The 21,652-nt window shown below is 57.6% G+C and carries 31 protein-coding genes and 1 pseudogene; 13 read left to right on the top strand and 19 right to left on the bottom strand.

Annotated elements, in window-relative coordinates; all coding sequences use genetic code 11:
* Positions 1-11 precede the first annotated feature (11 nt).
* Entirely contained in the window at positions 12-1,253 is a 1,242-nt protein-coding gene (locus BTE54_RS04285) for a Zn-dependent hydrolase (RefSeq protein WP_078051601.1), read from the top strand.
* 394 nt (positions 1,254-1,647) lie between these two features.
* On the opposite strand, the pseudogene BTE54_RS04280 reads toward BTE54_RS04285, so the two are convergent.
* Both BTE54_RS04280 and BTE54_RS04275 read right to left on the bottom strand, forming a co-directional pair.
* Positions 1,648-2,382, bottom strand: a pseudogene (locus BTE54_RS04280) (CoA transferase); the annotation flags it as partial.
* Between the two features lie 25 nt (positions 2,383-2,407).
* Positions 2,408-4,096 (bottom strand): GMC family oxidoreductase N-terminal domain-containing protein, encoded by a 1,689-nt coding sequence (locus BTE54_RS04275; RefSeq protein ID WP_078051600.1) that lies wholly within the window; start codon positions 4,094-4,096, stop codon positions 2,408-2,410.
* A 160-nt stretch (positions 4,097-4,256) separates the two neighbouring features.
* Here BTE54_RS04275 and BTE54_RS04270 point away from each other — a divergent pair, with 160 nt between their 5' ends.
* From BTE54_RS04270 to BTE54_RS04255, 4 genes are all read left to right on the top strand, one after another.
* Positions 4,257-5,186, top strand: coding sequence for a LysR family transcriptional regulator (locus BTE54_RS04270; RefSeq protein ID WP_078051599.1), 930 nt, complete (start codon positions 4,257-4,259; stop codon positions 5,184-5,186).
* A 159-nt stretch (positions 5,187-5,345) separates the two neighbouring features.
* A complete protein-coding gene (locus tag BTE54_RS04265; protein ID WP_078051598.1) occupies positions 5,346-5,660 on the top strand; it encodes a plasmid stabilization protein in 315 nt (104 codons plus the stop codon).
* Positions 5,661-5,703: 43 nt separating this feature from the next.
* Entirely contained in the window at positions 5,704-6,150 is a 447-nt protein-coding gene (locus tag BTE54_RS04260) for a CBS domain-containing protein (RefSeq protein ID WP_078051597.1), read from the top strand.
* A 107-nt stretch (positions 6,151-6,257) separates the two neighbouring features.
* Entirely contained in the window at positions 6,258-6,773 is a 516-nt protein-coding gene (locus BTE54_RS04255) for a DUF305 domain-containing protein (RefSeq protein WP_078051596.1), read from the top strand.
* A 182-nt stretch (positions 6,774-6,955) separates the two neighbouring features.
* On the opposite strand, the gene BTE54_RS04250 is transcribed toward BTE54_RS04255, so the two are convergent.
* From BTE54_RS04250 to BTE54_RS25225, 3 genes are read right to left on the bottom strand one after another with little or no spacing between them, the layout of a single operon-like run.
* The gene (locus BTE54_RS04250) at positions 6,956-7,246 is read right to left on the bottom strand and encodes a DUF3175 domain-containing protein (protein ID WP_198939070.1); all 291 of its coding nucleotides are present in this window, start codon (positions 7,244-7,246) and stop codon (positions 6,956-6,958) included.
* Between the two features lie 20 nt (positions 7,247-7,266).
* Entirely contained in the window at positions 7,267-7,455 is a 189-nt protein-coding gene (locus BTE54_RS04245; RefSeq protein WP_078051594.1) for a hypothetical protein, read from the bottom strand.
* A gap of 42 nt (positions 7,456-7,497) precedes the next feature.
* Positions 7,498-7,701 carry a hypothetical protein gene (locus BTE54_RS25225; RefSeq protein WP_035237037.1) on the bottom strand — a complete coding sequence of 68 codons (204 nt, stop codon included), beginning with the start codon at positions 7,699-7,701 and terminating at the stop codon, positions 7,498-7,500.
* On the opposite strand from BTE54_RS25225, the gene BTE54_RS25220 reads away from it, so the two are divergent.
* Entirely contained in the window at positions 7,694-8,038 is a 345-nt protein-coding gene (locus tag BTE54_RS25220) for a hypothetical protein (RefSeq protein WP_223215547.1), read from the top strand. The two genes, BTE54_RS25225 and BTE54_RS25220, sit on opposite strands and share 8 nt — an antisense overlap.
* Positions 8,039-8,092: 54 nt before the next feature.
* Positions 8,093-8,332, top strand: a complete 240-nt coding sequence (locus BTE54_RS04230; protein ID WP_078051592.1) for a hypothetical protein — start codon at positions 8,093-8,095, stop codon at positions 8,330-8,332.
* Here the strand turns inward: BTE54_RS04230 and BTE54_RS04225 are convergent.
* Positions 8,285-9,058: a Crp/Fnr family transcriptional regulator gene (locus BTE54_RS04225; RefSeq protein WP_065656253.1), complete on the bottom strand. Its 774-nt coding sequence runs from the start codon at positions 9,056-9,058 to the stop codon at positions 8,285-8,287. The genes BTE54_RS04230 and BTE54_RS04225 overlap by 48 nt on opposite strands.
* Before the next feature lie 262 nt (positions 9,059-9,320).
* On the opposite strand from BTE54_RS04225, the gene BTE54_RS04220 reads away from it, so the two are divergent.
* Positions 9,321-9,977, top strand: coding sequence for a UdgX family uracil-DNA binding protein (locus BTE54_RS04220; protein WP_078051591.1), 657 nt, complete (start codon positions 9,321-9,323; stop codon positions 9,975-9,977).
* A gap of 89 nt (positions 9,978-10,066) precedes the next feature.
* On the top strand, positions 10,067-10,402 hold the full coding sequence (locus BTE54_RS04215; protein ID WP_078051590.1) for a hypothetical protein: 336 nt from the start codon (positions 10,067-10,069) through the stop codon (positions 10,400-10,402).
* Positions 10,403-10,426: 24 nt separating this feature from the next.
* Here the strand turns inward: BTE54_RS04215 and BTE54_RS04210 are convergent, their stop codons facing one another.
* Both BTE54_RS04210 and BTE54_RS04205 read right to left on the bottom strand, forming a co-directional pair.
* Positions 10,427-10,675 (bottom strand): hypothetical protein, encoded by a 249-nt coding sequence (locus tag BTE54_RS04210; RefSeq protein ID WP_078051589.1) that lies wholly within the window; start codon positions 10,673-10,675, stop codon positions 10,427-10,429.
* Positions 10,676-10,720: 45 nt separating this feature from the next.
* Complete coding sequence (locus BTE54_RS04205; protein WP_158080260.1) at positions 10,721-10,993, bottom strand: DUF982 domain-containing protein; 273 nt, start codon at positions 10,991-10,993, stop codon at positions 10,721-10,723.
* Between the two features lie 297 nt (positions 10,994-11,290).
* Between BTE54_RS04205 and BTE54_RS04200 the strand changes: the two genes are divergently transcribed.
* The 3 genes from BTE54_RS04200 (at position 11,291) to BTE54_RS04190 (ending at position 12,800) form a co-directional block, all read left to right on the top strand.
* On the top strand, positions 11,291-11,650 hold the full coding sequence (locus tag BTE54_RS04200; RefSeq protein ID WP_003520657.1) for a hypothetical protein: 360 nt from the start codon (positions 11,291-11,293) through the stop codon (positions 11,648-11,650).
* A 15-nt stretch (positions 11,651-11,665) separates the two neighbouring features.
* Positions 11,666-12,448, top strand: a complete 783-nt coding sequence (locus BTE54_RS04195; protein ID WP_078051587.1) for a Crp/Fnr family transcriptional regulator — start codon at positions 11,666-11,668, stop codon at positions 12,446-12,448.
* A gap of 124 nt (positions 12,449-12,572) precedes the next feature.
* A complete protein-coding gene (locus BTE54_RS04190; RefSeq protein WP_065656246.1) occupies positions 12,573-12,800 on the top strand; it encodes a hypothetical protein in 228 nt (75 codons plus the stop codon).
* Positions 12,801-13,276: 476 nt separating this feature from the next.
* On the opposite strand, the gene BTE54_RS04180 is transcribed toward BTE54_RS04190, so the two are convergent.
* A complete protein-coding gene (locus BTE54_RS04180) occupies positions 13,277-13,801 on the bottom strand; it encodes a sigma-70 family RNA polymerase sigma factor (protein WP_078051586.1) in 525 nt (174 codons plus the stop codon).
* A gap of 146 nt (positions 13,802-13,947) precedes the next feature.
* Positions 13,948-14,187 carry a hypothetical protein gene (locus BTE54_RS24940; RefSeq protein ID WP_158080259.1) on the bottom strand — a complete coding sequence of 80 codons (240 nt, stop codon included), beginning with the start codon at positions 14,185-14,187 and terminating at the stop codon, positions 13,948-13,950.
* Positions 14,188-14,266: 79 nt separating this feature from the next.
* On the opposite strand from BTE54_RS24940, the gene BTE54_RS04175 reads away from it, so the two are divergent.
* Positions 14,267-14,497 carry a hypothetical protein gene (locus BTE54_RS04175; protein WP_078051585.1) on the top strand — a complete coding sequence of 77 codons (231 nt, stop codon included), beginning with the start codon at positions 14,267-14,269 and terminating at the stop codon, positions 14,495-14,497.
* 21 nt (positions 14,498-14,518) lie between these two features.
* On the opposite strand, the gene BTE54_RS04170 is transcribed toward BTE54_RS04175, so the two are convergent.
* The 9 genes from BTE54_RS04170 to BTE54_RS04130 all read right to left on the bottom strand — a co-directional run bounded on the left by BTE54_RS04170 (position 14,519) and on the right by BTE54_RS04130 (position 21,311).
* Positions 14,519-14,716: a hypothetical protein gene (locus BTE54_RS04170; RefSeq protein ID WP_078051584.1), complete on the bottom strand. Its 198-nt coding sequence runs from the start codon at positions 14,714-14,716 to the stop codon at positions 14,519-14,521.
* Positions 14,717-14,834: 118 nt separating this feature from the next.
* Positions 14,835-15,458, bottom strand: a complete 624-nt coding sequence (locus BTE54_RS04165) for an isochorismatase family cysteine hydrolase (RefSeq protein ID WP_162934128.1) — start codon at positions 15,456-15,458, stop codon at positions 14,835-14,837.
* Between the two features lie 10 nt (positions 15,459-15,468).
* Positions 15,469-16,128 carry a DUF6766 family protein gene (locus BTE54_RS04160; protein ID WP_065656240.1) on the bottom strand — a complete coding sequence of 220 codons (660 nt, stop codon included), beginning with the start codon at positions 16,126-16,128 and terminating at the stop codon, positions 15,469-15,471.
* A 76-nt stretch (positions 16,129-16,204) separates the two neighbouring features.
* Positions 16,205-16,705, bottom strand: coding sequence for a ferritin-like domain-containing protein (locus BTE54_RS04155; RefSeq protein ID WP_003520646.1), 501 nt, complete (start codon positions 16,703-16,705; stop codon positions 16,205-16,207).
* A gap of 42 nt (positions 16,706-16,747) precedes the next feature.
* Positions 16,748-18,892 (bottom strand): catalase C, encoded by a 2,145-nt coding sequence (gene catE / locus BTE54_RS04150; RefSeq protein WP_078051583.1) that lies wholly within the window; start codon positions 18,890-18,892, stop codon positions 16,748-16,750.
* A gap of 68 nt (positions 18,893-18,960) precedes the next feature.
* Positions 18,961-19,569 carry a general stress protein gene (locus BTE54_RS04145; RefSeq protein ID WP_065656238.1) on the bottom strand — a complete coding sequence of 203 codons (609 nt, stop codon included), beginning with the start codon at positions 19,567-19,569 and terminating at the stop codon, positions 18,961-18,963.
* Positions 19,570-19,596: 27 nt separating this feature from the next.
* Entirely contained in the window at positions 19,597-19,914 is a 318-nt protein-coding gene (locus BTE54_RS04140; RefSeq protein ID WP_078051582.1) for a PepSY domain-containing protein, read from the bottom strand.
* Positions 19,915-20,181: 267 nt separating this feature from the next.
* A complete protein-coding gene (locus BTE54_RS04135) occupies positions 20,182-20,799 on the bottom strand; it encodes an NAD(P)H-dependent oxidoreductase (RefSeq protein ID WP_078051581.1) in 618 nt (205 codons plus the stop codon).
* A gap of 104 nt (positions 20,800-20,903) precedes the next feature.
* Positions 20,904-21,311 carry a low affinity iron permease family protein gene (locus BTE54_RS04130; RefSeq protein ID WP_078051580.1) on the bottom strand — a complete coding sequence of 136 codons (408 nt, stop codon included), beginning with the start codon at positions 21,309-21,311 and terminating at the stop codon, positions 20,904-20,906.
* Positions 21,312-21,652: the final 341 nt, after the last annotated feature.

The raw sequence follows: 21,652 nt of genomic DNA, 5'->3' as shown, positions 1-21,652 counted from the left end.
AGGAGACAGCAATGGCAAAACTTTCGATCAACGGCGAAAGACTGCTGGCAAATCTCGATCGATTTGCGGCGATCGGCGCGACTGAAAAGGGCGGCGTCAACCGGCAGGCGCTGACCGCACTGGATTGTGAGGCGAGACGACTGCTGGCGAAACTCGCCATTGATCGGGGGTTTTCCGTGTTTCAGGATCCCCTTGCCAATCTTTTCATTCGGAGGAGTGGCCGCGACGAGAGCCTTGCACCGCTTCTGATCGGCAGCCATCTGGATAGCCAGCCGTCAGGCGGCCGGTTTGATGGAGCACTGGGAACGCTTTCGGCATTCGAGGTTCTCGAAACGCTCGAAGATTTCGGAATAGATACGGAGCGCCCCATTGAGGTGGTCGCCTTCACCAATGAGGAAGGCTGCCGCTTCGCTCCCGGCTGCATGGGCTCCATGGCTTTTGCTTCCGGTAATATCCCCGAAAACTGGCTTCATCTTGCGGCAACGGATGACGGCGCCGGTTTTGCCGGTGAGCTTGACGCCACCCTAAAAAGCCTGCCGGAAGCGACCATGCGCGATCTTGGTTTTCCGGTCTTTGCTTTTGTCGAGGTACATATAGAGCAGGGTCCATCCCTTGAAAAACAGGGCGTGCCCATCGGGATTGTGACGGGCATACAGGGTACACGCTGGCTGGAGGTGTCAATCACCGGCCAGACTGCTCATGCCGGCACAACAGCCCTAGCATATAGACGCGATCCTTTTCATGCCGCGGTCAATGCGCTGGGATCGCTTTTCCCCGCCATGATGCCGCTGGATCCTGCGGCCCGGTTCACCGTTGGCCGAATGGCGTTGCAGCCCGGTGCCGTCAACGCCATTCCACAATCCGTGACTTTTACCGTCGATATCAGACATCCATCATCAGAAACACTCGACGAAATGGAGAGTAAAATCCGCGCGATCGTGCACGACGCTGCGATGGACCAAAAATGCGAAGCGACGATTGGACAGATATTCGACATGCCGCCGGCGAATTTCCAGGATGGCATCGTCTCGGCATTGGGCCGCGCCGCGCGGGAGCGCGGTTTTTCGACCGAACGCATGTTGTCAGGCGCATTCCACGATGCACTTTTCATGAACAGGGTCGCACCATCGGCCATGATTTTTGTGCCGTGCCGCGACGGTCTCAGTCATAACGAGGCAGAGCATGTTGAACCTGAACATAGCATAGCGGGATGCAACATGCTTTTCGCTTCGGTTCTTCAAATCCTGTCATAGGTCACCTTCGACGACCGTGGGACAGGATGCTTGCGCATGACCTGATCAGCTCGCTGGGAAATCCTGCCGGTTTCCACAACGTTATCGGTGTCCGACCGAGCTTGGAGGTTTCCACCTCGCTAGTACGGCGCGCCATTCTGCGATCTTTCCCTTGTCTGTTCCCGCACCAAGAATGCTCTTTGCTTATGTTGAATATCTGACCCGCCAAATGCCATCGTACACTTCGGCGGGTCGAAAGCGACTTCGGTATCCTCCTCAACCCCGGAGCCACCGTTTGCCGTCAGCTCGGCAGATACTCGGTGCTCCAGCTCTGGCTCGCAACACCGTCCTCAAGCAGCTTCTCGATCTCTTTTTCTGTATAGCCGACCTCTTCGAGGACCTTGACGGTTGAGGCCTCGTAACTCAGGTTCATCGGCAGGCCTTCGGCCCGGCGGCGGGCGATTTCCTGCTCGCGCTGCGTGATATACCGATCCGGGAGCCCTTCGATCTTGATCGAGTTGTAGCACAGTCCTTCCATGACGGCGCTGGCAAGCGGCACCTCGATGTGATCGCCAAGCCCAGTGCGCTCACGCGCCTGCAAGGCGAGGACTGTTGCAGACGACGCCAGCATGGCGCCATAGGCCGAGGCCAGCGGCAGCGGGGAGAAGGACGGGTTGACGCCCATGAGCACCCGATTGAGGCCCATATCCGTAAAAACGCCGGAGCTTGCCGCGATGACGCTTTCATAGGCGCGCAGCTCACGCCTTTCCTCGTCGTTCGAAGCAAAGCCGGGGATGGAAAGCGTGATCAACTCCGGCCGTTCCTGCCGGAGCGTTGAAAAATCTATTCCGAGCGCCGCCAGTTTGCCCGGGCGAAAATTTTCGATGACAATGTCTGCTTCCGCGATAAGCGCAAACGCCTGCTGGATGCCCTCAGGCACCTTCAGATCGATGTTGACGATGGCTTTGTTGCGATTGAGCGTTGCATTGGCTGGGCTTTGCCAAAGCGGACCGCCAGGGGGATCGATATGCACGACGGTCGCACCCAGATCGCCGAGGATCATGGCCACCGCCGGGCCGGCAATATATTGCCCGAAATCAACCACCCGAACGCCGGAAAGCGGAAGCGTGGACCGTGCGGTCGATGTCATCTCTTTGAACCTCCCCAAGAATTTTCTATGCGTGTGCGTCTGCAATGATCCAGCCGGCCGCCTTTTCGGCAATCATAAGCGTCGGTGCGTTGGTGTTGCCGCTTGTGATCTTCGGCATGATGCCCGCATCCACGACGCGCAGCCCTGCAACTCCGCGCACCCTGAGGCGACTGTCGACGACTGCCGTCGGATCGTCATCGCGGCCCATTTTCGTCGTACCCACCGGATGGAAGATGGTATTGGCGATATCGCCCGCAAGCCGCGCCAGTTCCTCATCACTCTGGAACTGCGGACCTGGCTTCCATTCCTCAGGCCGGTATTTTGCCAGCGCTGGCTGCGACACGATTTTGCGCACCTGGCGGAGGCTTTGGGCAGCTATCCCGCGGTCTTCTTCGGTGCTGAGATAGTTCGGCGCAATTGCCGGCGCGTCCGACACTTTGCCGGAGCGAATCCGCACGCTTCCAACGCTGGTCGGGTTCAGATTGCAAACACTGGCAGTGAAGGCGGGAATAGTGTGCAGCGGCTCACCGAACGCGTCGAGGCTGAGGGGCTGGACGTGATACTCCAGATTGGCATGGGCCTGGCTTTCATCGGAACGCGTGAAGGCGCCGAGTTGCGAGGGCGACATGCTCATCGGACCACTGCGTTTCAACGCATATTCGAGCCCGATCATTGCTTTACCCAAAACGCTGTTGGCGAGCGTATTAAGCGTTTTCGCATTACCGACCTTGAAGACCGCACGAATTTGCAGATGGTCCTGAAGATTTTCACCGACACCTGGCAGGTCGTTTTCGACCTCAACGCCGTGACGCTTCAGCAGTGCGGCGGGTCCGATGCCCGATAATTGCAGGATTTGCGGTGATCCGATTGCACCTGCAGAGAGAATAACCTCTCCGCGCGCCCCAACCTCCGTGCGCTGCCCGTGGCGCTCAACCATGACACCGATGCACCGTTTGCGACCGGACGCCTCTTTTACAAGGATCAAACGCTCGACATGAGATTGCGTCCAGATCGTCAGGTTGGGACGGTTCCGCGCCGGGCGCAGGAAAGCCTTTGACGTGTTCCAGCGCCAGCCGGAGCGCTGATTGACCTCGAAATAGCCCACACCTTCATTGTCGCCGCTGTTGAAATCGTCCGAACGCGGAATGCCAGCTTCCACGGCGGCCTCCGCGAAGGATTCGAGAATGTCCCATTTCAGACGCTGCTTCTCGATCCGCCATTCGCCGCCATGGCCATGCATGTCGGAGAACCGGCTGTTGTCGCCGGTCTTCGGATCCGCGCCATCGTCCAGCCGGTAATGATCCTCATGCGCCTTGAAATCGGGCAGGCAATTTTGCCAGGACCAGGCATCATCGCCGGTTGCCGCTGCCCACCCGTCAAAATCGCGCGCCTGACCACGCATATAGATCATGCCGTTGATCGATGAGCAGCCGCCAAGCGTCTTGCCGCGGGGATAGCGCAGCGAACGGCCGTTCAGGCCGGCATCTGGCTCGGTTTTATAAAGCCAGTCTGTGCGCGGATTGCCGATGCAATAGAGGTAGCCGACCGGGATATGTATCCATGGATAGTCGTCCTTGCGGCCGGCTTCCAGCAAAAGGACACGTTTTGACGGGTCACGGCTGAGGCGATTGGCGAGGAGGCAGCCTGCGGAGCCACCGCCAACAATAACGTAGTCAAAAACGTCGCGGAAAGTTCCGTAACCACCATTCCTCATCGGGTTGCACCCCCATCGCGATGGAACACCACATAATTATAAGATTGGACACTTTGCCGTGGCATGCCATGCTCCCTCCCTGCTTTAATTAGATGCATAGCCAACATTGGCTCGTAAAATCCAATGACAAATTCAACCGAGCATTATAAGTGAAATTAATATGCTGGAAGGTATCGATCTGAGAACATTACGGGCGTTTGTTACCGTGGGGCGGGAAGGAAACGTCACCCGAGCCGCCGAGCAACTGCACGTCACGCAGCCGGCGGTGACGCTTCAGTTGAAACGCTTGGCCACCGACACCGGGCTGACCCTGTTCCGGCGAACCTCGACGGGTTTGGAGTTGACACAGGAAGGTGCGCTGTTGGCTGCAAAAGCCGAGCAAGTGCTGGCGGCGCTGACGGACTTCGGTCAGACGGCCGGTAATTTATCGACGAGGGTCCGGGGCAAATTGCGGATCGGCACGATCATCGATCCTGAATTCACACGGCTGGGCGCCTTTCTGAAAGCGCTTCTTGAAAGCGGACCGGGTATAGAAACAACGTTGCGTCACGGAATGAGCGGTGATGTGCCGGAGAGGCTCAAGCGCAACGAGCTCGACGCCGGTTTCTATCTCGGTGACCCACGGGACTATGACCCGTCTCCCGACATCACTGGCGAGAATACCGCATCGCTTTTCTACGCTCGCTCACTTGCCCAATTGACCTATTGCGTTGTCGCTCCGCCATCGCTCGCAAGCTTTGTGCGAGGGGCCGATTGGTTACAGCTTGCCTCCCTCCCATGGATCGGCACGCCACCCGCATCGGTCCATAATCGGATGCTGGCCCGGCTGTTCACCAATCTTGGCGTTCGCCAACACATCGTGGCCCAAGTGGACCAGGAAGCGTCCATGATCGCCATGACGCGCACGGGGGTCGGACTAAGCCTTTGCCGGGAATCGATTGCCCTGCATGAACAGCAGTCTCATGGACTGGTCATCGCGGACATTGTGAAGCTCTCGACGACCTTGAGTTTCCTCTGCCTGGAAGCGCGTATGGGCGATCCTTCTATCATCGCGGCATTCGACGCAATTAGACGCGTTTGGGTCCAGTAGGCCGGTTGCCGGTCAATGGTGCCCGAGGCCTGTTTCAGAAACACGTGATCTCCGTCAGCCTGTCAACGGTAAGAAGCGAGAGGGCCGGAGACTGGGTTATCTCGGGAACATCGTTTGATCACTGGAGTTAGGGGCGCTTCAACCAAGAGGAGAAGCACGATGCCCCGTGGCGACAAGTCTTCCTATACGGACAAACAGAAGCGCAAGGCCGAGCATATCGAAGAAGGATATGAGGATCGCGGCGTCGGCGAGAAAGAGGCCGAGCGGCGTGCCTGGGCCACCGTGAACAAGGAAAGCGGCGGCGGCAAGAAATCCGGCTCCGGCCGCGGTCATGCCGGGAACCACGCCTCTTCCGAAAAGGGTGGCCGCAAAGGTGGCGAGGCCGCTGCTGCAAGACCGAAGGCAGAGCGATCCACTTCCGCCAAAAAGGCCGCCGCCACCCGCAAGCGCAATGAGCAGCACGCCCAGCACTAAGCGGGTGCGCAGCAAGGATTTACCGTGAGAAGGAGTTACCGCGATGAAAGTCCAGGAGGTCATGACGCATGATGTGCGTGTCGTGAATGCGGAAGAAACCATTCAGGAAGCAGCCCGCATCATGGCGGAAATCGATGCCGGTGTCCTGCCGGTCGGTAAGGAAGGAAAGTTGGTGGGAATGCTCACCGACCGGGATATCGCAATTCGCGCAGTTGCCGAAGGCAAAGGTCCGGACACCAAAGCGAGCGACATCATGTCCAGGGAAGTGAAATACTGCTTCGATGACGAGGATGTGGAAGATGTCTGCGGCAATCTCGGCGACCAGCAGATCCGCCGTATTCCCGTCCTCGACCGCAACAAGCAGCTGGTGGGGATCCTGTCCCTCGGCGATGTCGCCGTGGAAACCGACGGCAACGGCGTGGGCGAGGCATTGGCAGCGATCTCCCGTCCCGGCGGGACCCACAGCCAGTCAGGCGTGCAGCCACATTAGCCCTATGGCCCCGAGCCTGTTTTGACTGGCTCCACCGACTAGATCATCACCGGGGAGGGCCGCACTCCTCTCCGGGGCAAGCCGCTGTGCGGCAACGGGAGGACCAGATGTACGACAATCACGGCGCCCATCATGAGGGGAAAGCCCGCGCCGCCGGCCATCCCTATGCGGCTTTCGCCGTTAACATGATCCTCAGCCTCTTGGTTATGTACCTCGTGATGTTCTCCATGATCGACGGCTGGGGCGACTTCCGGAACAATCTCAACATGGTCTACATGGCCCTAACCATGGTTGCGCCAATGGGCATCCTCATGCTCGCGACGATGGGTGGGATGTATCCGAACAAGCGGCTGAACCTATTTCTTCATGCCGGTCTTGCCCTTCTCTTCGTGGCGGCTTTCACCGGTACGCGCAACCAGACCCTGATCGGCGACCGACAATTCATTGCTTCGATGGTCCCCCATCATTCCGGCGCCATTCTCATGTGCAGAAATGCTAGGATCACCGATCCGGAACTTATGGCACTCTGTGCGGAGATTTCCCGCGGCCAGCGCGCCGAAATCGAGCAAATGAACGCAATCGACGAGCGCCTCCACACAGAGATCGGCGGCCCTTCGAGATGATCGCCAGCGTCTCTGGCCGCGCCCGTTGACGTCGCCGCGTCGTCATCCTGCGTTTCGCGGGGGCATGGCGGCTCACAGGAGTTCCGGGACTTAATATTACATGAGGAGCAATTTTCTGCTGCACGGCCCCCAGCCCTCCTTCGCGCTTCGCGTGATAGGGGCCAAAAGCGAGTGCCGTGCGTCTATCGCGATTTCCCGAATTCCTTGCGAAGCTCATCCTTCGCGTCTTCCAGCACTTCCTTGCGATTTCCGGGCAACGTCCGGCCAGCACGGTTGATGTAAAACACCAGCATCGACATTGCAGACCGGAAAGGGCTGGTCTTGCGCCTGGAGGATTGTTCCGCCGAAGCTTTCAGCGAACGTGCGATCTGTGAAGGATCGTCTTTGGTGAACACCTCCTTCTCAAGATCGAGCGCATCGCTTTCCCTGATCACCTTCTGTGACCACTTCTTTTTCTTTTTTGCCTTTTTCATCGTTCTCTCCCGGCGGATAATTATTTTCGTTCGGGGTCATGGGTGTGGTGACTGTCACGCTCACCCCCTCCCCCGGAAACCCTGCTCTTTGAACGTTTGTCATTGTCTGCCGCAGGTTTCTTGATCTCCAGTGGGGCCTTTGCGTTTTCATGGGAAGAGCCCGGCCCGCCCTGCCGGATACTTGCCGGTGTTTTCGTCGAGGTGGACATTTATTCCTCCTGTCGTCGGGTGGCAGCGGACAAGCCGCTGGCCTATTGGTCGTCGCGGGTTTTCATTGCATCGGAAACACGCTTCTTCCGTGGGTCCTTGAGATTTTCACCGACAGCATCCCGATCGTGCTCGGGGTCGTCCGTGGGTTTCATGTAGCCTCTGGGTCGGCTTTCCTTCGGCCCTTCCCATCGCGGCGATTGGTCGGTGGTGCCGGGAGCACCGTCTCGTGGAGAATTATTGGTCATCATTGCCTCCGGTTGGGTTCAACGCTCCCCAACCACTTTGCTGGGGCAATGTTCCGCGAAGACGGGGAGGCAACAGCGGAATTTTTTTCGAAACAATTGCACGCTCCACTGGTTAGGCGACCCAGAATTCAAACCGAGGGAACAGAAGATGACGGATAAATCCGGAAAAACCGATCGCATCTCCAGAATGGCGCATGAGCAGCAGCAGGACTTTCTCCGACGCTCATCCCTGCACTTCCTGGAATGCGCCATCCATCTATGCGCGACGAATATGAGCATTTCCGAACTTGCCGCACGGCTTGAAAAACAGGCGCAATATTTGCGGCAGTTTGGCTAGGGATAGGCCACTCCATGCGTCAGCGGCGACCATCGTTTCTTGGGAAGACCCGCAATGCCAAGATTTTTCTTCAATGTAATCAGCGGTAAAAACGTCCTTGATGACCCGGAAGGAAGCGAGCTCCCTTCCCTCGACCAAGCGATCGAAGAGGCGCGCAAGGACGCCCGCGCCTTGATGAGCGAGGCGATCCTGCAAGGGCGTGACATCTCCGAAGGATGCATCATCATCCGTAACAAGCAGCATGACTTACTGAAAGTCGTCCGTTTCAGCGATGCGCTGGACCGAAAGGACTGAAAGGGCATCATCCGTCCGCATACGGGCCATCAGTGTTTCATATTCTCTTTCGGGGACGCCATAGGTCATGTCGGCGACGTCTTCCAGTATACCGCGATTGACAATGCGGACATTTCCGCGGCTGGCGCGAATGGCATGAATGCCTTCGAGAACATGCAGCTCGTTGGTAATGCCAGGCCGCCGCACCCCAAGAACGGTGGAGAGAAACTCATGGGTAATCGGCAAATCATCCATATCGAGGCGGTCATGACACATCAGCAGCCAGCGTGCGAGCCTTTCCCGCAGACCATATTGCCCATTTGCCAGCACAAGCTGGCTGGCCTGAAGCAGGCAGATGTTGATATAGCCCAGCAAAAGCTCACGCAGTCGCGCGTCTTCCTCCATTTCCCGCCGTATTTCAGCGGCCGGAATCAGGAAGCCACGACCGCCCACGCCCATGACGGTTTCGTCCGGCGTGGTTTCCGCGCCCAGCAGAACGGGCCAGCCGGTGATGCCCTCTCGCCCAACAAGCACGGCTTCAATGCTTTTGCCGCCGTCATCATGAACGACCGTCGATGCAAGACCGGTTTCGATAAAACAGAGATGAGAAATGGGCTTGCCAGCGGCAACGAGCCGATGTCCCGCCGGCAGATCCACGGGCTCCAGCCGCGACGCAAGCTGCGACAGGCGTTCTGTGCCGAGGGTCTTCAACAATCGGTTATAAACAAGAAAATCTGATCCAAGCATAGCGGTTCGCCCGGTCGCCCCTTTGCTCGAAAAAACATCAACCTGCGGCGGTCATATTAGCAGCGGAAAATCCCATGAAAACAGTGAGTACGTTTCCGTACGAATTGGTAGAACGGATCGTTCCTACCGCGCAGATGGACGCAAGTTCAAATTTTGGCCCATTTTTGAGGCAGCATCATATATCGAAACCCGGTCATTGGGTATGTGGACCCCCACCGTCACGGCAGGGGAGAAATGGCCGTATCTGCGGGGAGCCACCACCTTGGCAAGAAGTACGCGCAAAAACCGTCTGCCACCCGCCTTCCAGCCCGAAAGCGCCAGCGCGCCCTCACTTGGCGCTTTGCGCAAGGAAGCGGAAAGCTGTGAAAGATGCGATCTCTACAGGAACGCCACCCAGCTTGTTTTCGGCGACGGCGACACCCGGGCGCGCGTAGTCCTCGTCGGCGAACAGCCCGGCAATGAAGAAGACCTGAAAGGACGGCCTTTCGTTGGTCCGGCCGGTCGCCTGCTCGACGAATGCCTCAAAGAAGCGGGTGTGGATCGTTCGCAATGTTATGTGACCAACGCCGTAAAACATTTCAAATTCGAGCAGCGTGGGAAACGACGTCTGCATGCCCGCCCGAACGGCGGGGAGGTGCAGCGCTGCGCGTGGTGGCTGGGTGCAGAACTGCGGCTTGTCGAGCCAGACCTTGTCGTGGCGATGGGCGCCACAGCCTTTTACGCGCTGACGGGACGCGCAAGCGGCGTGACGAAGGAACGCGGGCATGTTCTTTTGACGCCGGCCGGCACACGCCTTCTCGTCACCATCCATCCATCTTATCTGCTGCGCCTTCGCGACCGGCAGGAGGCGGATCGACAGCGCCGCGCCTTCGTCTCCGACCTGCACAAAATAGGCGAAATCCTTGGCGCGACGACTTAGCCAAACCGGCCTGCCGCAATCGCCCCAAAGTGAGGAACAAGCTTTTCCCATCGTGGTTAGGTGCGACCGAACAGGGAGGCTTGAACACCATGGAAAAGAGCATCGAATATCAAATCATCGCGCATGAGAACGGGTGGGCCGTTGTCGTCTCTGAGGTCATGAGGGCAGTTTACCCCAGCCGCCACCTGGCTTTGGCGGCTGCGAAGCTGCTGGAGAGCAATGTGGTCCCGACGCACGAGGCTGAACGCCTTGCTGCGACCGCCCATCTGACCCTGACCGACACGACGGCACCGAACCGGTTGCGCACCTCCCTGCAACTGATGGTGGCTGTGCCCTATCAGGTGGATATTCCCTTGCGGCGAAGAAGCGAAGAAGTCTGCTTTCCATCGATCAGTGGCCTCGATCTGATAGCCGGCAAAGTATAGACCGGAACACATCGCGGCCTCGCCTCACACCGCGCGGCCGGGATGCGTTCCTGTCAGAAAATAGAGTGCAATCGCAACAGCGAGGGCGAATATGACCAGCGTATAGACCATCATGGTTTTCCACGTCCGTTTGCGCCCTCGAAAATCGCCATCATCTACGCCGATGGGCGAGAATTTCGAGTCGAGCCTTTCACTTAACGGTCGGTTCATATCCTGTTCGGGCCTGATGCTTTCCCGCGGCTCATCAGCCATGTCATTGTTTTTCCCCGCCATCGGATACCTCCCCTATGGATGAATACAAGTTCGCATGGACCTGACCTAAAGACGGATTTGATTGGTGGAAACGGCTTTATGGCTCACGCCCGCCTCCAGACACGCGGCAATCAGGTGTTCCCGCGCAACGGTTGAGGAGCCATTTCGCAACAGAGCGAGGCGGCAACTCCTGAGGGCAAGACGATAGTGGACACCGGTTTTTACCGGCCAGTGTTCTTCCAGCAGAGAGATTGCCTCTTTCATGTCGGCGATCAGAAACTGCCGGCTGACCAGCGAAATCTCAAGCGCACCGGCACCGATCAGCGGAATGGTGGTCATTGTCTTATCTTCCCTCGCTAACACCGGCTCGCATCTCGAGGAAGGAAATCCTTCCGATCCGGAAGACGCCCCAACCCCGCTCATGCGCAATTGTTCCGCCGCAAGACGCTAGAACATCAGATCATTACCTCTCGAATTCGAGTATTGGCCGCTGTTTTTCGGGATCAATTTCTGAAATTGCAGCACTCCCCTCGCGCTTATTTGATAAATTCAGTGACCGGGCGGCTGAAATCGTCTTGCTCAGGCGTTATGGTGGGAACAGGCACACGCATGCCGATGGTGCGCGAGGAGTAAAGCATGCAGACCGTTAAACGCCTCACCATCGCAATCATTGGCATGACAGATACTGTTACATCGGAAATCCGAATGGCGTGGTTTCATGCCCAGATCGGCCTGGAAGGACCCTACTCCGCCAGCTTCATTGAAAGTGAAGACGCTCTCAAATTTGCCGCGGCGATTATTGACGTTCGTTACGAGGCGGACGTCATGCTGCGTCTCACTGAACAACTGGACGAAGAGGCAATTCCTTATCTTTTTTTCGTGCCAGAGACGGTTATTGACAGCGAGCCGGGACCTTTTGTCCTCTCCGGACGTTCGGAAGACATCGAAAACATTGTTTCCGCTTTGATGGCTCAAGGAGGGGGCATCAGACATTAAAGCGAGGCACGTGTTATGTTGAAACAAGCCGAGGGCGATGGCGAAGCGAATTTTCTGCTTTCTCTTCTGCCAGATGACATCAGGCGTGACGTAACGGGCGTCTGTAAGCCCGTCAAGCTCGCATTGGGCGATGTGTTGATATCCGCCGGCGCGCCCGTCGAGCGTGTTTTCTTCCTGTCATCCGGCATTGCCTCCGTCGTGGTCGTCACCAAATCGGAGCGCAAAACAGAAGCGGGGCTTGTCGGGAGAGAGGGATTTGTGCCGACAGGGGCGGTCGCTGGCGCGGAAAGAAACCTGACCGAAATCGTGATACAGGCTCCCGGCGAAGCCCTTGTCATGGACATGCGGTCGTTTGAAGCGCTTCTTGAAAAATATCGGGTCTTTTTCGAGATTCTTGTCTGTGCACTGCACATCTCAAGAACGCAGGTGGAATACACGGCGTCTTCCAATGCCACCCAGTCCGTAACGGAGCGGCTCGCCCGCTGGCTCCTGATGTGCCACGACCGCATAGAAGGCAATCATCTGCCACTGACCCACGACTTTTTGTCCACCATGCTGGCCGTCAGGCGAGCAAGTGTAACGGACGCCCTCCACGTTCTCGAAAGCCATGGGTTCATTCGTTCCGAAAGGGGAAGAATTACGATCAGGAACCGCGAGATGCTCGAGAACTATGCGCGCGATCTCTACGGCATGCCTGAACAGGAAAGCAATCGTGTATTCGCCCGCTTTCTGCGCGAATACCAGTCTGAAATCCCGCTTGACGACCTCGTCATTGTCGAAAGCAGCGGGGTTCGGTAGTCCGCACGACCTTCTCAATCGTCGTTCGGTACGCTTCCGAACATTTACGTTTGGCCATTTCCCTATAGTATGGGTTCATCTTCCCTCACGCTGTGAAATGCAGGATGCGTTTCAAGGAGGTGAAATGCACGCCAATCACGAGTACCAGAGTTCCGGAATTTTTCTGAACGAAGACATCAACATCGTTAAGGCAGCCTACGAGAATGTTCTGTCCGCAGAACGCGATCCGGCTTTGTGCCGGGCAGACGTCGCCCGCTATGTCCTGAAAATGTATGATCGCGGCGTTGTCGATCCCCTGAAACTTCAGCGGCTCGCAACTCTCTATTTTCGAACCAAATTGCTTGTCGGCTGATTTTCCAGCCTTACGCGTTGTCGGTTCGGCTTGGTCTCAGGTTCGATGACGTCTTAAAAGACGTTCCTCTACGGTTTCGGATAATCGCGTACCTCGTCATGCCCAGGAACGGAATGATGCGTTCCGGTTTCCCATTCATCCATCCGTGGCGTCACTCGCCTGCAATATGAAAGGCGTCGACGGACGGGGGGAACAAACCTGCGCAAGCATGGTTCGGGTCGCTCCACGAACTCATGCCGGACGAGGTGTAACATGACCAGGAAAACACTCCCCATTCCCGAAGAGAACAGAAGCCAGCAAGGGCCCGGCGACAACGACCGTCTGAACACGGAAGAAACCTCCGCCGTCAAGGAACAGAAGGTTTCAACCCAGACCGGGAGGCAGGCAAACATAAAGATAAACACGACACATCAAGGTCACCAGCAGGACAGGTAGCGCCCACCTGTCTGCGGCGTGCGGCCGGCTGTCACCAGCACTCAGTCCAGATTTCGACGTAGCGACTCCCTCGCCCTGTTGACGCGGCTTTTGATGGTGCCCACCCGGCAGCCGCAGATGGCGGCGGCATCGGAATAACTCGTCCCTGCCGCCACGAGCAGCAGAGCTTTTTTCTGGTCCTTGTCGAGATGGCGGATAGCCCTCATGACCTCCTGATGCTGCACACGCCATTCTTGGCTGGCAGGGGTAGACATGGATTGCTCGATACCGACCGGCAAGCCGACGCATTCACGCCTCGACACCTTGTAGCGAGTGCAGAACGTGTTGCGCAAAATGGTGAAGAGCCATGATTTCAGCGCCGTGCCGGGGGTAAAACCATGCAGGGCCCGAAGCCCCCGCAACATCGTCTCCTGAACGAGATCGTCAACATCCTCCTCATTTCTGACGAAGCGGCGCGCAAAAGCCGTCAGGGCCGGCGCCAGCTCCGCAATACCGATGCGCAACTCCTCCAGCTGCGCTTCACTCAATGTGTTTCCGGAAACTCCACTCACAGCGTGCTTGGCCATTTTCCCATCCTTTCACTATGGGGAAATGTCTCGGCGGACGCTTGGTTGCTGTACGCCAACGTACAATGGCGACATCAATGAGGATTTCGACGACGTCGATTGGAAAAGCGCAGGCGCGCGCGAAGCTTTAGATAGGACAGTTGGTTTCAGGCCTCATCTACACCCTTGGGCGGTTGCCTCCGCCACCTCTCTTCGATCATGCGTTCCGCGTTCTTTCTCGCCTTTTCCCTGTCCCGGCGGCTTTCTTCAGTATCGACGGACCGGGCATCGTCCGTACCGGGCTCCGGCTGGGTGTCCTTGTCGGGTAGGCTCATCGCTTCATCTCCGCTTATGGTTGCAGGAATGGCGGATCCGCTATCCGGCAGGTCTTTTAACCGCAGCGTCATGGAGAGGTTCCGATCTTGCTGAGGCATTGAGGGAACAGCGGTGCTGTAAAACTGTTAGGGAGGGATCAAGGAGGATGTCATGAACAAGAACGACAAGCTGAAGCAAATTCACAAGGACAGCGAACCGCAATTTGCGCGCGGTAAGAAAACCTCGAAAAACAACGGCGTGGCGAGCGCGAAGCCAAGGGTTATCACCGGTTCGGACGACGCAACCGCCAACAAACTGCCGCCCGGCGTCAAGAAACCCGAGAAGGACTGGGATTTGAACTATGACGAACGAGATACCAGCGAGGGCAATTTCCAGGGTTAATCCGGTCGCACACCACAACCTTCACCGAGCCAGGTCCTCGATCGCAAGTTCGATGGATTGTGGCTCGGCGCCCTCCTTTGTCTGCACTCTCAAGACGCTGCCGGTGTTCAGCACGCCCTCAAGCACCGTCCGCTCCCCCACGATGATCTTAATCACCTTGGGGGTCGCCGCCTCGATATTGAGGCTGTTGCTGGTTTCGTGATCAACGGTTTGGGCCACGGCGGAGCCTCCGGTTCTTGTAAAGATAGGCGGCCTAACTTCGCTCGGGGAGCCTTGTTCCTTGTCTTCGGTGAAGACCGCTGGCTGCTTCCGCTAATCGCCCGAAGCAATTCTGATATTAGGGTCTCATGAACCGCGGAGCGGATTGCCTGGGAAGCGCCGCAAGGAGGGTCGCTGTATCGCACACCTGCAACTGCGTCGAAAAACGGCCAGACAGCAGCTTCAACGCCGCATCGTGTGTCGCATCCCTTCCGCTACAAAGCGCGTCTTCGACCAGAATGACGTAAAAACCCTGGTCTATCGCTCCCAGAACGGTGGCGAGAACGCAGACATCTGTTTCACCGCCGGTAATCACCAATGTTGAAACCCGTTCCTCCCGCAGGAGGTCGCCAAGGCCTCCATGCTGCCAGGGGGAGTACACGCTTTTACGAAAGATGCGGGCGGGCGGTATGTAGCGCGACAGCGCTGGTATAACACCGATCAGTTCCGGGACCAGCGACTGCTGCGTCATCATCGGCCATTTTTCATAATAGGCCCGCCATGCACCAACGGCCTGCTCGACAGATTTCGGCGGCACAAAACAGGTGAAGATGCATCGGGCGGGATCGCCTTGAACCACAGCCTCCACCTCCTCGCTGATGCGGTCCATCCATTCGACATGCCATGGCGTATCCTCGGCGAAAACGCGTTGCATGTCGACGCACAGGTGCCGCCAGTCTCCCTCGGCAGAAAACTCGATCAATTCCTCCTCCCTATCCGCCGGTCTCGCTGTGAGGAGCGGCAACGGGTTTCGATTCCGGCGACCCGCGGAAGCGCAGGAAGATGGAGAGAATGACGAGAACCGCGGTCGAAAGAAACTCCGATTGCCAGTTCTGAAAAGATTCAAACCAGAATTCCACACTTCCCAGATGCGCAAATAGCGTTGTCTCGGGCTCACCGTGCATGGCGGCTTCCACTGCCCCTGCGTCAGCGCTGTATTTCAGATGGAGAACAAAACTGACGATGAAAAGGAAGAACAGCGCCAATCCCAGAGAATAGGAATAGAGGGTGCGGATAAATCCCCCTGCTTTCACCGGCCAGGGCGCCTCGGGATCATCTGCTTTTTGTGCGGGATCTTCGTCCTGCGATGCAGCTTTATCGGGGTCTTTGGATTCCGACGAGCCTCTCTGAAAAAGAAACGCGGTCAGCATCACATAAGCCGACATCTGGAGAAATTCGCTCTCCCAGTTTTCGAACAGGGCGGAAAGAAAATGGCCGCTCTTTGCGTAGGAAAGAAGCGTCAGGGGCGTCGCCTGATGCTGCGCAAGCTCCTCGTTGTAAACGACCCAGCCGGTCGCAAGCATGCCACCGATCGTCAAAAGGGAAGTCAGGACAAGGACAATCGTCAATCCATTGTCGCGAAACAGCCTCATGGTTCAGCCTCGCATGAAAGAGACAACTGTAAAATTGGACGCGCCGCCGGTATCGGCGGCACGTCCGCGTGACGGCTCATGCCGCCTTGGATTTAGCCTTCACGTTGGCGCGTGCCTGGGCAAGCGAAGAGAGAGCCGTATCCGTTGCGCTTTCCTCGCCCAGCGTCTGCTCGAACAGTTTGGCCGCTTCCTTCATGCCGAGTTCGACCGCCCATGTCTTCAAGGTGCCATAACGGGTGATCTCGTAGTGCTCCACGGCCTGCGCCGAAGAAATCAGCCCGGCATCGAGCGCGGGAGAGCCCTTGAACTCCTCCATGATTTCCTCGCCTTCCGAGATAATGCCCTGGATCGCTTCGCAGGTCTTGCCGCGTGCCGGCTTGCCGAGCAACTCGAAGACATTCTGCAATCGCTCCACGTGGACCTCGGTCTCGTCCCTGTGCTTTTCGAATGCCGCCTTTAAATCCGCTGACTGCGCAGCCCGCGCCATTTTCGGAAGCGCCTTGAGAATCTGGCGTTCCGCGAAATAAATATCCTTCACCGTATCGAGGAAAAGGTCTTCCAATGTCTTCTCAGCCATTTTTAGTCTCCTGTTGCTTGGTGGTGAGTGAGAGTGGGTGTTTCATTGCTTATCGACCGGCACGGAGGCCTTGCCGAGTTTGAGCGACGGTTCGCGCGCCCAGACTCGAAGTTTGCCGAGCTCTGATACGAAGGCAGCCAGTCCTCCTTCACCCGGCAATGGCAGCATGCCTTCATCCATGACATCGGCAATTCCCGCTTTTTCCAGTAACGGCAGCGCCGACTGGTCGTAGCCAATGAATTTGCAGTGCTGGAACGCATCGGCGACGAAATCCCGCGCAGTTGCCTCCTTGATCAGCTCATCGATGGCCGCCGCCGATGTCAGCAGCGCCACCGCATCGAAAAGCACCGAAGGCCCGCCATCAATCATGTGATGTGCCTCGACGACGGTGCCGTCCGACGCCGTTACCCCGCCGACCTTGGGCGCGATAAGCTCGAAGACAGCTTTTTCCGCCTCGACCGCTTTGGTCAGTCCCTTCAGCAGCTTGGCGTCTACGCCGTCGGTAATGAGAATGCCGAGCTTGCGACCCTCGAACCGTTTGGGACCCCGCTGAACGATACTGAGCGCCGGCGACGGCTCCAGATCCTGACGGGTTGGCATGGCGGCATCCGCCGGTTTCGGCATGGCTTGCAGGCCGAGCTTCTGCGCCACCGTCGCGGCAAGCGTTTCGTCGATATTGAGAAGATGCGCGACCATCCTCTCACGAATGACGGGAGTTTCCACCTTGCTGAGTTCGAAGGTGAGCGCCGATGCGATATGACGTTGTTCAGGTGGCGTCTGGCTGATGTAGAACTGGCGCGCCTGACTATAGTGGTCGGCGAAACTTTCCGGCCGCAACCTTGCCTTGGCGCCCTGCTCCTCGGCAGGGAAATGCCGGAATCCACGCGACGGCGATTCCCTTGGCCCTTCCCCGAAGGAATTGGGCTGATAATTCGCCCGTCCGGTCGGATTGTGCATCGCCATATGGCCATCCTGCTGGAAATGCGCGAAAGGACACTTGGGCGCATTGATGGGCAAATGCGTGAAGTTCGGCCCGCCGAGACGCTTGAGCTGCGTATCGAGATAGGAAAAATTCCTGCCCTGCAGCAGCGGATCATTGCTGAAATCGATGCCCGGCGGCACGTTCTGCGTCATGAACGCCACCTGTTCGGTCTCGGCAAAGAAATTGTCCGGCATCCGGTCTAGGACAAGCCGGCCGACCGGTTTGGGCGCCAATATCTCCTCGGGAATGATCTTGGTGGGGTCGAGAACGTCGAAATCGAAGCTGTCGGCGAAATCCTGATCAAAAAGCTGAACCTGCAACTCCCATTCCGGAAAATTGCCGGACTGGATCGCCGCCCAAAGATCACGCCGGTGAAAATCGGGATCGGCGCCGTTGATCTTGACCGCCTCGTTCCACGCCACCGACTGCAATCCGAGCTTCGGCTTCCAGTGAAACTTCACGAAGGTCGATTGCTCCTTCGCGTTGATGAATCGGAAGGTGTGAACCCCGAAACCTTCCATGAACCGGAAGGAGCGCGGAATGGTCCGATCCGACATGATCCACATGACCATGTTCATGCTTTCAGGCGTGAGACTGATGAAATCCCAAAAGGTGTCATGCGCGGTTTGCGCTTGCGGAAAGGCGCGATCAGGCTCCTGCTTGGCGGCATGGATGAGATCCGGAAACTTGATCGCATCCTGAATGAAGAAGACGGGAATGTTGTTGCCGACAAGGTCCCAGTTTCCCTCCCTGGTGTAGAGCTTCACGGCAAAACCACGCACATCCCGCGCAAGGTCGGCCGACCCCTTGTTGCCGGCGACGGTCGAGAACCGCACGAAGGCCGGGGTCTTTTCACCCGCCCGCTGGAAGAGATCGGCCTTGGTATGGGCGGCAAGGGAGTCGTAAGTCTCGAAATAGCCGTGTGCGCCGTAACCGCGGGCGTGAACCACGCGCTCGGGAATTCTCTCATGATCGAAATGGAAGATCTTCTCGCGAAAATGGAAATCATCCACGACAAGCGGCCCGCGAGAACCGACCCGAAGCGAATTCTGATCGTCTGCAACCGGCCCGCCCTGCGCGGTCGTTAGCACGGGCTCGTCGCCGGTCGCGGTCTGGTGCAGTTCTCCGCCATCCCCCCGAACAAGCTTCTGGTCGTGAATGGTGGAGGTGGCGGATGATGAGGTGGAATCTGGTTTTCTGGCCATGTCAGCTCCTGCAAGGCGTTGACCGGAGGCGATGGCAAAACCATGCCCCCGGCTGACGGGTGAGTTCGTCAAATTGCGGAGCGGCGGTACCGGTTACGCTCCTGCTCAACATCTTCCGGCGCAAAGGGTCTCGACGCCTCGTCGAAGCCGGTCCAGCCTTGTTCGCGATAGGCCGCGCGGCGTTCCGCAGGGTCGACCCAGCCCTGCCGCTTGAGCACGGCCTCGGCCTCCGGCACCAGATTATCTTCCACGCGGGCGGTGACCAGCGTACCGCCCCTGCGAACCCCTTCGGCGTAAAGATTGGCATCCTCTTCGGAAACGCCCGAACGAGTCATGGCTCCGATAAGCCCGCCGGCCGCACCGCCGGCAACGGCGCCGCCCGCTGCACCGACCGCTGTTGCGGCAAGCCAGCCTGCTGCAACCACCGGCCCCACACCCGGGATCGCCATCAATCCAAGCCCCGTCAGCAGACCGCCCGCGCCACCGACAAGCGCACCGATGCCGGCACCTGTGCCTGCGCCCTCCGCTGCGTTGGAATCGGAATCCTCTCCATGCCGCCTGTCGGCGTTGCTGCCGACGATGCTGATATCGCTTGACGGCACGCCCGCTCTTTCCAGTTCGGAAACGGCGGCACTTGCATCATCATAGTCGTCGAAAAGTCCGGTTACGGTTCTCATGTCACTTCTCCCAAAATCCTGCGCGCCTCACTTGGCGACGACGTTGCCCTGATAATCGAGCGCTATGGCCACGGTCTTGCCGCCTTTCATGCCCGATGCCATCCACACACCCTTGTCGTCCTTCGTCAGGTCCTTGACCTGCGTGTAACCGGCCTCTTCCATCCTCTGTTTGGCCTGCGCTTCAGTGAAGCTATTGGCGCCCTCCACCGGAGCCGTCGGATTATTGGCGCCCGGTGTCGCGACAGCCGGCGTATCGCCACCCGGATTGGCGGTTGGGGTCTGCTGGGCGAAAGCCGACAGCGCACCGCCGCCTAAGAGCAACACAACGAAAACAGTTTTCTTCATGTGGATTTTTCCTCCGCTAGGATCATGGATTGCGAGCCTCCCTTTCGGAGTTTCCTCCGACAGACGGGAAACCCATCTCGGGCCGGCATGAACGCCTCTCGAACAAACCGACATGCAGAGAGTTCCGAAAATAATTATCGGCAGGGGAGAATGCCGCCTCACATGATGATCGCCTTACCCACAACGCCGGACGGGGTATGGTGAGGAATTGCAGCCGTTTTATACGACGTCCTTGGCGGAAAAGCCGGCAGTGCCGCCCTGATAACGTCAGTCCTTGTCGCCCGGATATTGACTGTTCTTAAGGAGGAGAGCCAGGTGCACCGTGTTGCGCACAAGCATGCTGACCATGGTTTTAACGGCGTCCGGCGTTTCATCGAGATCGACGAAATTCTTCGAACCCATTGCTTCTCCCACCCAGTAGGCAACAGCATTTGCGGGAATAGTGAAGCCGACATCATTCAGGGCCTGGAAAAGTTCCGCCGAAACATGGTGAGCACCGTCTTCATTTCCGACGACCGCCACCGCGGCGACTTTCCCATAGGAAACCATACGCCCCTGCTCGTCGGTCTCGTCCAGAAATGCATCCATGCGCTCCAGGGCTCTTTTGCACACGCTCGAGGGCTGTCCGAGCCATATCGGCGTTCCAAATAGAATAATATCGGCTGCAACGATCTTTTCACGGATGGCCGGCCAAGCGTCCCCCTCGCCTTCATCGGATGTAACGCCAGGCTTGATGTCATGATCGGCGAGCCTGATCGTCTCGGTTTGCACATCATGATTGCCGAGCTCCCGAAGGATCAATGTCAGCAGTTTTTCGGTGGACGACGGCTCTGCCGAGGTGGAAGACTTGAGTGTCGCATTCAATGCTAAGACCTTGAGAGACATAATAGCTCCTTCTGTCAGCGGGCTTTGCCGCATGTTGGTGTAAGTGACTATGTCCCGGCGACAGGAGACGGCCACGGCCGCCGCCAGCTGGCAAACCGTCTGACCTAACGCCGGGAAAGCAGTCGCGCCATGGCGTGATGCGGAGGTGGCTTTTCGCCTTCAGGTCCGTTTTCCTTTTCCAGCCGGGCGCGAATCTCCTCGATTTCTTCTTCCGTGAGATGCTCGATCCCGATAAAATCTGCGCGTGCCTGCTCCACGGCTCTCAGGAGTTCGTCCAGCTTTGCTTCCATCGCTGCAGAATCCCGGTTCTGCGAATTCTGCACGAGGAAAATCATGAGGAAGGTGACAATGGTGGTGCCCGTGTTGATGACAAGTTGCCAGACCTCCGAAAAGCCAAACAGCGGCCCGCTTACTCCCCAGACGATGATCGTGCCAAGCGCGACGACAAACGCAGTGGGCGAGCCTGAAAAGGACGCGGTACGGCTGGCAAAAAGGGTGAAGAACTTGTTCATAGCGTGCTGCACCTTACCGCTGACGCCGATTCCGACGCAAAAAACGCACCTGTCATATTGTCTAAGAGCGTCGGCTCGACAACGTGCGCTGCATTTAGGTTGGCACTAACAAAGGAAAAAGCAGATGGTTCCGAGGTTAGAGACCAGACGGAAATGAGCAGCCTCCAACTTCGCTTATCCATTAGGACAAAGCGGGACTAAGTTCGCTTAACGCTTGTCGTTATTTCATAAGACCAGAAACAGAAAAAACCCCGTCGCGTGTGCACGGGGTTTTGTTTTGCTATTTGGTTGCGGGGGCAGGATTTGAACCTGCGGCCTTCAGGTTATGAGCCTGACGAGCT

Origin of the sequence: Agrobacterium sp. YIC 4121 (assembly GCF_002008205.1) — a bacterium.
Classification (GTDB): domain Bacteria; phylum Pseudomonadota; class Alphaproteobacteria; order Rhizobiales; family Rhizobiaceae; genus Agrobacterium; species Agrobacterium leguminum.
Note: the sequence above shows the minus strand (reverse complement) of the source record. Positions and strands in the feature narration are given on the sequence as shown.